This window comes from Cyanobacteria bacterium GSL.Bin1, from assembly GCA_009909085.1.
In the GTDB taxonomy this organism is placed as follows: domain Bacteria; phylum Cyanobacteriota; class Cyanobacteriia; order Cyanobacteriales; family Rubidibacteraceae; genus Halothece.
Map to the genome: position 1 here is coordinate 1 of JAAANX010000115.1, position 6,884 is coordinate 6,884.

A 6,884-nucleotide genomic window follows, 5' to 3' on the forward strand; every position below is an offset into this window, starting at 1 on the left:
TCTCGATAAAAACCAGCGAGGTTTTCTAATACAATAATTGGTTCGCGTCCTCGATCCATGAGTTGACGACATTGACTCAAAATTTGATCGCTATTTTTTTCTTTCAGAGCTTGTAACAGTGTAATTAAATCTTGTTCTGGAATCGCACCGACCAAATCCCAAACTCGCTCGATCGTAATCGTTCCAGACAGTAAGCTCAGTTGATCTAATAAGCTCTGTGCATCTCTTAAGCCACCTTGAGCAACTTGTGCAATGACAGTAAGCGCTTCTTTTGTAATAGCGATGCCTTCTTTTTGGGCAATTGTTTCCAAGTGAGAAGTAATTGCCGTAAGAGGAATACGCTGGAAATCAAACCGTTGACAACGAGAGATAATTGTTGGTAAAACCCGTTGTGGATCAGTTGTCGCGAGAACAAAAACCACTCTTGGTGGGGGTTCTTCTAAGGTTTTGAGCAGGGCATTAAACGCAGCTGTACTGAGCATATGGCAGTTGTGAACTAAAAGTCCATTTGCCACAAAGTTATGATTATGCTCAACCTCTAAATCATAAACCGGTTCTTTCCCAGCCGGATAAATTGCTTCGAGTTTCTCCAAATTCTTGGGAGATAGGATTTTCATTCCCACTTTGAGAGATTTCGCCGGCATCCACCCTTGTTCGGTTCCGAGGAGATGATTTTCGGTACAACGAATAGCATAGTGAGTTGTTTCTAGTTGTAAGGTCGATTTAACCCCTTGCTGTAACCAGCGTAATACTCTTTGCTCTTCCCAGGTCGCTCTAGTTTCGTTGTAGCTGAGAACTGTTTTTCCTTGCAGTTTAGGATCATCCATTCTCATCACGCCATGAGAGGTAGGGATTAGGGTATCTCCGGTTAAGCATTCGTCAATAATGTAGAGTTTATAGCGGCATTGTACCGGTGCAAAACTTGATCGCTCAATGATTTCGCGAATGTTATCAACACCTGTATTACTAGCCGCATCAATTTCAATGATATCGAGGGCAGAGCTGTTGCTGATGGTGCGACAAATCTCACATTGACCACAGGGTCGAGGAGTGGGTTCACTGCTATTAATACAATTAAGAGACTTAGCTAAGATCCGAGCTGAAGACGTTTTTCCGGTGCCTCTGGGACCGCTAAATAAGTAAGCAGGGGCAATGCGTTGACGCTGGAGCGCATTGCTGAGAGTATCCGCGATCGCGCTTTGTCCGACTAGATCAGCAAAGGTTTGGGGGCGATACTTCTGATGGAGGGGTTCGTAGGACATAACACTTCCCAACACTGATCACGATCCAGACAAAATTAGCAAGGCGATGCCTTACCACCTTGCTGTTGCCGTCTATCTATATTATGACGTTTTTGATGATGCTTTAGAGGTCGCCTCCACGGACAGCGAGTAAAAAAATCACCACTGGACCAGAAATCATAATCAGGGCCACAAAGGTTAACTGAAAAATGACTTCATAATTGATGCTTCCTAAAAAACTAGTTAAGGCTTCCATGTTCTCTCCCGTTATTACCCGAATCTTTATTAAAAATGTTATTTTTCTTCCAACATTGGATCGTAACTGTCAGCAGACAGTTTCTTGAGAAATACTTAACAAAACTTCATACAGTAAATTGCTGGATCGAAACGGTAAACAAAAACCCTTCTTGGCAGGGCTGGACCGGCAAAGAATTCAGCAAAATTGATGAGACTCAATTCAGAAAACGATAAGCAAGGAAACGATCAAAATCACAGTTTTATATAAATACAGTACACTAAGAATCAAGAATGATTCCTTTTCAGAAATAATCTAAAGATCATGAAACGACAACCTTGGCAATCCAGTACCCTAATCGGCAGTCTTGCCGTCCTTGGCGTCGGGCTCATTCTAGCATTCACTAACCCCCATCGTCATGCTTATCAGAACTATGCTGCCCAACAAGCTAGTGTTTATTTACAAAAGCAGGGTTGCACAAAAGTCCCAAATGTCTTCGGTAACTTTTTACAGCAACAATGTAATTTGTTTGTAAAACAGAGTCAACCGTATCTCAAGCCTATGGTTAATTTATCAACTCGGCGACACAATTATTTTTTATTTAGTATTTATGAAACGCAGTTTTCTATAAACAACAGCTTTCCAGATTATAGTGCGAAAACGGTTGGCTTGCTGAATTTATTTTGGACTTATGAAAGTGGACTCAAACTAAGCGAATAATAATTTATGCTAAGCGCGAAGAGCCGTTTCGATTTCTTCTCCTTCTATTTCAAGTGATACTTCTACCTCTGGCTGAGACTTTTGGGCAACAACGGGGTTGACAACTTGGAAATGGTGATTCTCCACTAGAGTGATTTCTTCCCAAGTTTCCCAGGTGGGTAGGAATGGTGAATTGGCTAAGCAACAGGCTTGCCAATCGCCTCGCACCGGAGCGCTTAACTTTTGGCAGATGCCACCTCTGCGCCCTTGAGGAGAGTAGTGTCGGCAATATCTGCAAACTGAGGGTAAGTGGTTATTGCTTTTCATAGCTTTGCTTTGGTTAAAGATACTTTTATCTTAAATCTCGTATCTTTATTATCCATTTCTCCTTTTTTTTCGTTGATCCCTTAAAAGTCTCACCGTATCTTCTTTTAATGATCTCCCCACCTTAGTAGAACTTTATTTTTTCTTTATATTTACTTTATAAATATAAATAATTACCCAAAAATTTCCCTAAAATTAAGCTCAAACCAGTTTAATCCCGATTTTCAAAGTGATAATGATTACAAAATAATTCCCAAAAATAAATTCCGTTAAATCTCGTAAGTTAATGATTAATTTGTGCTGGCAGATAACTTCGTCCCTTGATATCAACCTAAGTGAACAAAAACTTAAATCCTGCTAAAATTTGATATTTATCATTGCCAAGTGTAGACAAATCAAATATAATACCAGTGGTTTCCCTCTCGCAAGATAGCCTTAAGTAATTACTAATTAAAATATCTTTAAAAGATCAGGACTCATCAAAGCTCTATGCTGAATCATTATGAATCCTAATAAATTTTCTACTAACGCTTCACCAGCCAAGGTAACTTTGCATCCTAACTTAAAAGCCGCCTTGAGCAGTCTCAATGTTGATTTAGAAGAGGAATTAGAGCGATTTCAAGAAGAACAAGCGCTGGAACAAGGAATTACCATTACTCAATCACAATCAGAGTCAACGAGTGCTACAGGAAATTCTTCTGTCTTATCTTCTTCTGCAACCTTAAATTCAAAATTTGAAGCACAAGAAAAATTTGATCGTGAGCAAATAGACAGTTATCTCGCCTCCTCGGAAGAATTATTACGTCATCTTAACCAGGAAGAAAAAGAAGAGACATCCCTTTCAACAGAACGTCTTCCAGATCAGAATTATAATGTTTCTCAGTCCGCTTCTCGTTCCTCTTGGCGTGATTATTTATTAACCCCTTTAGGAATTGCAGGGATTCTCATTTTCTTTCTTTCGGGAACACTTTTGAGTATGATCTTGGTTGACTTTGCCCAAGCTCGTTTTAGTCGTACTTCTTTGAGTGTAGAAAATTCAGCTTCTTCAACCTTAGAACCGGAACCACACACTCCGGTGGCTACAGATTCATCTTCTCCTAGTATTCCAAACCGTCCTAATTTAGCCAAAGATGAATTTATCGAACTTGATGTGGATAATTTGGTCGAAGCTGAACCAGCAGAGGAGGTTGTAGAGAAACCCCGCTGTGGGGGAAACTTTTATTGTGTAATGATTGAAAATCCCAATCGAGACGAGTACCAAAAAAGTCGTCAGTTATTTGCTGATGCGTACTGGCGCCAGTTTCCCGAAGTTGGTCAAGTTTTGCAAGTGGCAACCTTTACCAAGGAGTCGCAAGCCAAAAATTTACAAAACCAATTAGAGCAACAAGGACTTACGGCAACAATCTACTATCCTTAGGAAGACTTTGATTGATTTGAAATGGAAATGAAAGATCGATCACCCTTAAGGATTCCCTATCGGGTGCGTCTAGCGGATACAGATGCAGCAGGCGTTGTTTATTTCGCTCATCTTTTACAGATGTGCCATACGGCTTATGAAGAAGTTCTCATTAATCAGGGAATTAATCTTCAAGAATATCTGACTCAGGGAACAATTGCGCTGCCAATTATTCATGGAGAAATAGATTGCTTGCGTCCAATTTATTGGGGAGATCAAGTTTTGATTGCTTTGACTCCCCAATTTCTTTCTGACACGGAACTATTAATTGGGTATGAATTAACAGCAGATGCTGAGTTTAGGGAAATTTTGGCACGAGGAAAAACCCGGCACGTTTGTATCAATCCTAGTACTCGTAAGCGTTTGCCGTTCCCGCCTGAGATTAAACAGTCTCTAGCCACCTAATCAATGATCTTGCCTTCAGTTAACAAGAATGGGCAAGGAGAGACTCGAACTCTCACGACCAGTGGCCGCCACATTTTGAGTGTGGTGCGTCTACCAATTCCGCCACTTGCCCTTAATTTCCGCCTGATTATTATAACCTGTTTGATGTTTCTCTAGCAAGCGTTGATAGTCGGAGGAACTTCCCCAACGGTCGATGGTTTGGGCACGAATCACAGGAACGGGATGACTGAGTTGTTGAGTGTGAGCATTTTTCAGGAGTTCTCCGAGTTGGGATTCACTCATTTGGTCATACGCTCTTGCTTGCTCGATAAAGGCGTCGAGGTTTAACTGTGGCGCTAGCGTCGGAGATCCCCCAGCCAGTTTCATTAAGACGGACATCACCACTTTGGGCTCTTGTACCGCTAACAGGGCAGCGCGATCGCAGCTAAACTCAGCACATCGAATCCACTCTAACATCTGCTCTTGTAAGGATTGAGCCAAAATTACTCCCCAGTTGGGTAATAATCCTGCTGCTAACACCAGCAAATTAACGAGGGTTAGATAGACCCCATGTTCACATTTCAGATGCCCCAATTCATGGGCAATAACCGCTTGGATTTCTTCTGGGGTGAGGAGTTCAATTAATGAAGTATGAAGGACGATAAAGGGCTGTTTCCCCCGCATCGCAAAGGTATACGCATTCGGGGCAGGATTTTGCTTGATGTAGAGTTCGGGAACATCTAAATCTAGTCGCTGACAGGCTTCTATTAAAAGTTTATGGAGATGAGGCAGTTGTTTTTCATTGACTTGTACACTAGCCGCCACGTTTTCTAGATAGAAAAATTGCTCAGCAACCCCTCCTAAGACGGTTCTCACAGCAATATCCCAACCGGGAAATTGTTGGAGAGTTTGTGTGGCTTCTAAATCAAGGGGATGCCGGAATTCGTTAGCTTTCAGTCCAATTAAATTGTGTTTCACGATCGCGCGACGTTAAAATCTCTTCACCTGTTTTTCTAGGTTAACCAATTTTCCCCTCACTTCGTCAGGATGTGGTTAACTGTCAGGGAAAAAATCAGCCGCTAAAATTTCTGGGAGAGAATAGGGACAAGCATCAGGAAAAGTAGATAAACCGGTTTCTTTCTCAGCGCCCAAACTTGCCAGAGGATAAACCTTTTCCATCACCTCGGCTAAGCTTGATTTGAGACTCGGATTCTCAGCAAGGAGTTTTTCTAAGCGGAGGCGTTGTTCTTTAATCGTTAATTCCCAACTGCGAGATCGTAAAGCGGGTTGGAATTGCCATTTCAGTAAATGCATCATTAGGACTTCCAATCTGCTTCCTAACTCTCGCTTCTCAGATCGCCCCATATCTTCAAGTTCTTCCGCAATATTTTCCCAGTCTAGATTCTGGAATTGTTGATTTCTGAGCAATTTTGCTTGTTCTTGCGTCCACGCATAGAAATCAAGATGATAGGTAGCGCTTCGGTGATGGTTATCCATAATCAAGCATTTGTGTCAAGGACAAATCACTAACTCATCCAGTTTTTAACTCGGGTCACCGCTTTCCAATCTGGTTTCTTCGCTAAGCCATCGTCCAAGTTTTTAATCACTTCCTCGCGTAGTTGTGAACTCATCCCAATCACTTCTTCGGCAGCATCGATGTGTTCCCGAACACCGGACTTTCCCGTTTCTAGCAGCGCGATCGCGAGATTAATTCGAGCTTGTGGCGCTTGTTTATCGAGTTTAACGCTTTTTTGAGCCGCTTTCAGGGCGGAGTTGGGTTTATCCGCGAGTAAATACAGCCAAGCCAGACTACACCAGACGGCAGAATTTTTGGGGGCGCGATCGCGCAAATCACGAAAATAATCAATTAAATCCTCAATCGGTTCTCCTGCTTGATACTTTTCTAAGCCTTGATCGTACAACTCATTAATCGACTCGCTCATCCTTTACTCTGCTCCTGAAGACAAAAGAGCAGACAATGAGTCTTGTCTGCCCAGATGATACTTTAGCAAAAAATGGATTTATACACCAAAAGACTTGCCACAACCGCAAGTTTGTGAAGCATTGGGGTTCGTAAATTGGAAACCGCCGCCAATTAAAGCATTACTATAATCGAGTTGTAATCCGTAAATGTAGAGTAAACTCTTGGGGTCACAGATAATTTTAAAACCATCATAATCGAAGACCTCATCATCCTCTCGGACATTAGTCGGATCTTCAAAGTCCATCAGATACGACATTCCCGAACAACCGCCATTACGAACACCAACGCGCAAACAGAGGTCTTTGCCTTGTTCTTCTCGTAATTTGGTTAAATGAGTAAGAGCCGTTTCTGAAAGTTGAATTCCTTGTTGTTGGGACTGAGTTGCTTGTGTCATATTCCCTAGATTCAGCAGCGTTTTTCTATCCTCTACTTTAGCAAACTGAGCTATGGGCGACAGCCCCGCGTTCTGTTGCGTAGCAACGAACGTCGGGAAGGATAGCCCGTGACTCGTAGCAAAGCGGAGAGGCACAATCTATGTTATACTCATAAATGTCCGAATAT

General features: G+C 42.0%; 10 protein-coding genes and 1 tRNA gene. 3 read left to right on the forward strand and 8 right to left on the reverse strand.

What is annotated here, in order from left to right; all coding sequences use genetic code 11:
- Both dnaX and GVY04_15485 read right to left on the reverse strand, forming a co-directional pair.
- Positions 1-1,262, reverse strand: a 1,262-nt coding sequence (gene dnaX / locus GVY04_15480) for a DNA polymerase III subunit gamma/tau (protein ID NBD17480.1), incomplete at its 3' end; no start/stop codon positions are given.
- A gap of 103 nt (positions 1,263-1,365) precedes the next feature.
- The gene (locus GVY04_15485) at positions 1,366-1,497 is read right to left on the reverse strand and encodes a photosystem II reaction center protein Ycf12 (protein NBD17481.1); all 132 of its coding nucleotides are present in this window, start codon (positions 1,495-1,497) and stop codon (positions 1,366-1,368) included.
- A 303-nt stretch (positions 1,498-1,800) separates the two neighbouring features.
- Between GVY04_15485 and GVY04_15490 the strand changes: the two genes are divergently transcribed.
- Positions 1,801-2,196: a DUF4359 domain-containing protein gene (locus tag GVY04_15490; GenBank protein NBD17482.1), complete on the forward strand. Its 396-nt coding sequence runs from the start codon at positions 1,801-1,803 to the stop codon at positions 2,194-2,196.
- 9 nt (positions 2,197-2,205) lie between these two features.
- On the opposite strand, the gene GVY04_15495 is transcribed toward GVY04_15490, so the two are convergent.
- Positions 2,206-2,502 carry a hypothetical protein gene (locus GVY04_15495; protein ID NBD17483.1) on the reverse strand — a complete coding sequence of 99 codons (297 nt, stop codon included), beginning with the start codon at positions 2,500-2,502 and terminating at the stop codon, positions 2,206-2,208.
- A 499-nt stretch (positions 2,503-3,001) separates the two neighbouring features.
- On the opposite strand from GVY04_15495, the gene GVY04_15500 reads away from it, so the two are divergent.
- Positions 3,002-3,916, forward strand: coding sequence for a hypothetical protein (locus tag GVY04_15500; protein ID NBD17484.1), 915 nt, complete (start codon positions 3,002-3,004; stop codon positions 3,914-3,916).
- 27 nt (positions 3,917-3,943) lie between these two features.
- Entirely contained in the window at positions 3,944-4,360 is a 417-nt protein-coding gene (locus GVY04_15505) for a 1,4-dihydroxy-2-naphthoyl-CoA hydrolase (GenBank protein ID NBD17485.1), read from the forward strand.
- A 29-nt stretch (positions 4,361-4,389) separates the two neighbouring features.
- Here GVY04_15505 and GVY04_15510 read toward each other — a convergent pair.
- The 5 genes from GVY04_15510 to GVY04_15530 form a co-directional block, all read right to left on the reverse strand.
- Positions 4,390-4,472, reverse strand: a tRNA-Leu gene (locus GVY04_15510).
- A complete protein-coding gene (locus GVY04_15515) occupies positions 4,451-5,317 on the reverse strand; it encodes a M48 family metalloprotease (protein ID NBD17486.1) in 867 nt (288 codons plus the stop codon). The genes GVY04_15510 and GVY04_15515 overlap by 22 nt, the downstream gene beginning before the upstream one ends.
- A 75-nt stretch (positions 5,318-5,392) precedes the next feature.
- Positions 5,393-5,836: a DUF29 family protein gene (locus tag GVY04_15520; protein NBD17487.1), complete on the reverse strand. Its 444-nt coding sequence runs from the start codon at positions 5,834-5,836 to the stop codon at positions 5,393-5,395.
- Between the two features lie 29 nt (positions 5,837-5,865).
- Positions 5,866-6,282, reverse strand: a complete 417-nt coding sequence (locus GVY04_15525) for a hypothetical protein (protein ID NBD17488.1) — start codon at positions 6,280-6,282, stop codon at positions 5,866-5,868.
- A gap of 78 nt (positions 6,283-6,360) precedes the next feature.
- The gene (locus GVY04_15530) at positions 6,361-6,717 is read right to left on the reverse strand and encodes an iron-sulfur cluster assembly accessory protein (protein ID NBD17489.1); all 357 of its coding nucleotides are present in this window, start codon (positions 6,715-6,717) and stop codon (positions 6,361-6,363) included.
- Positions 6,718-6,884 lie beyond the last annotated feature (167 nt).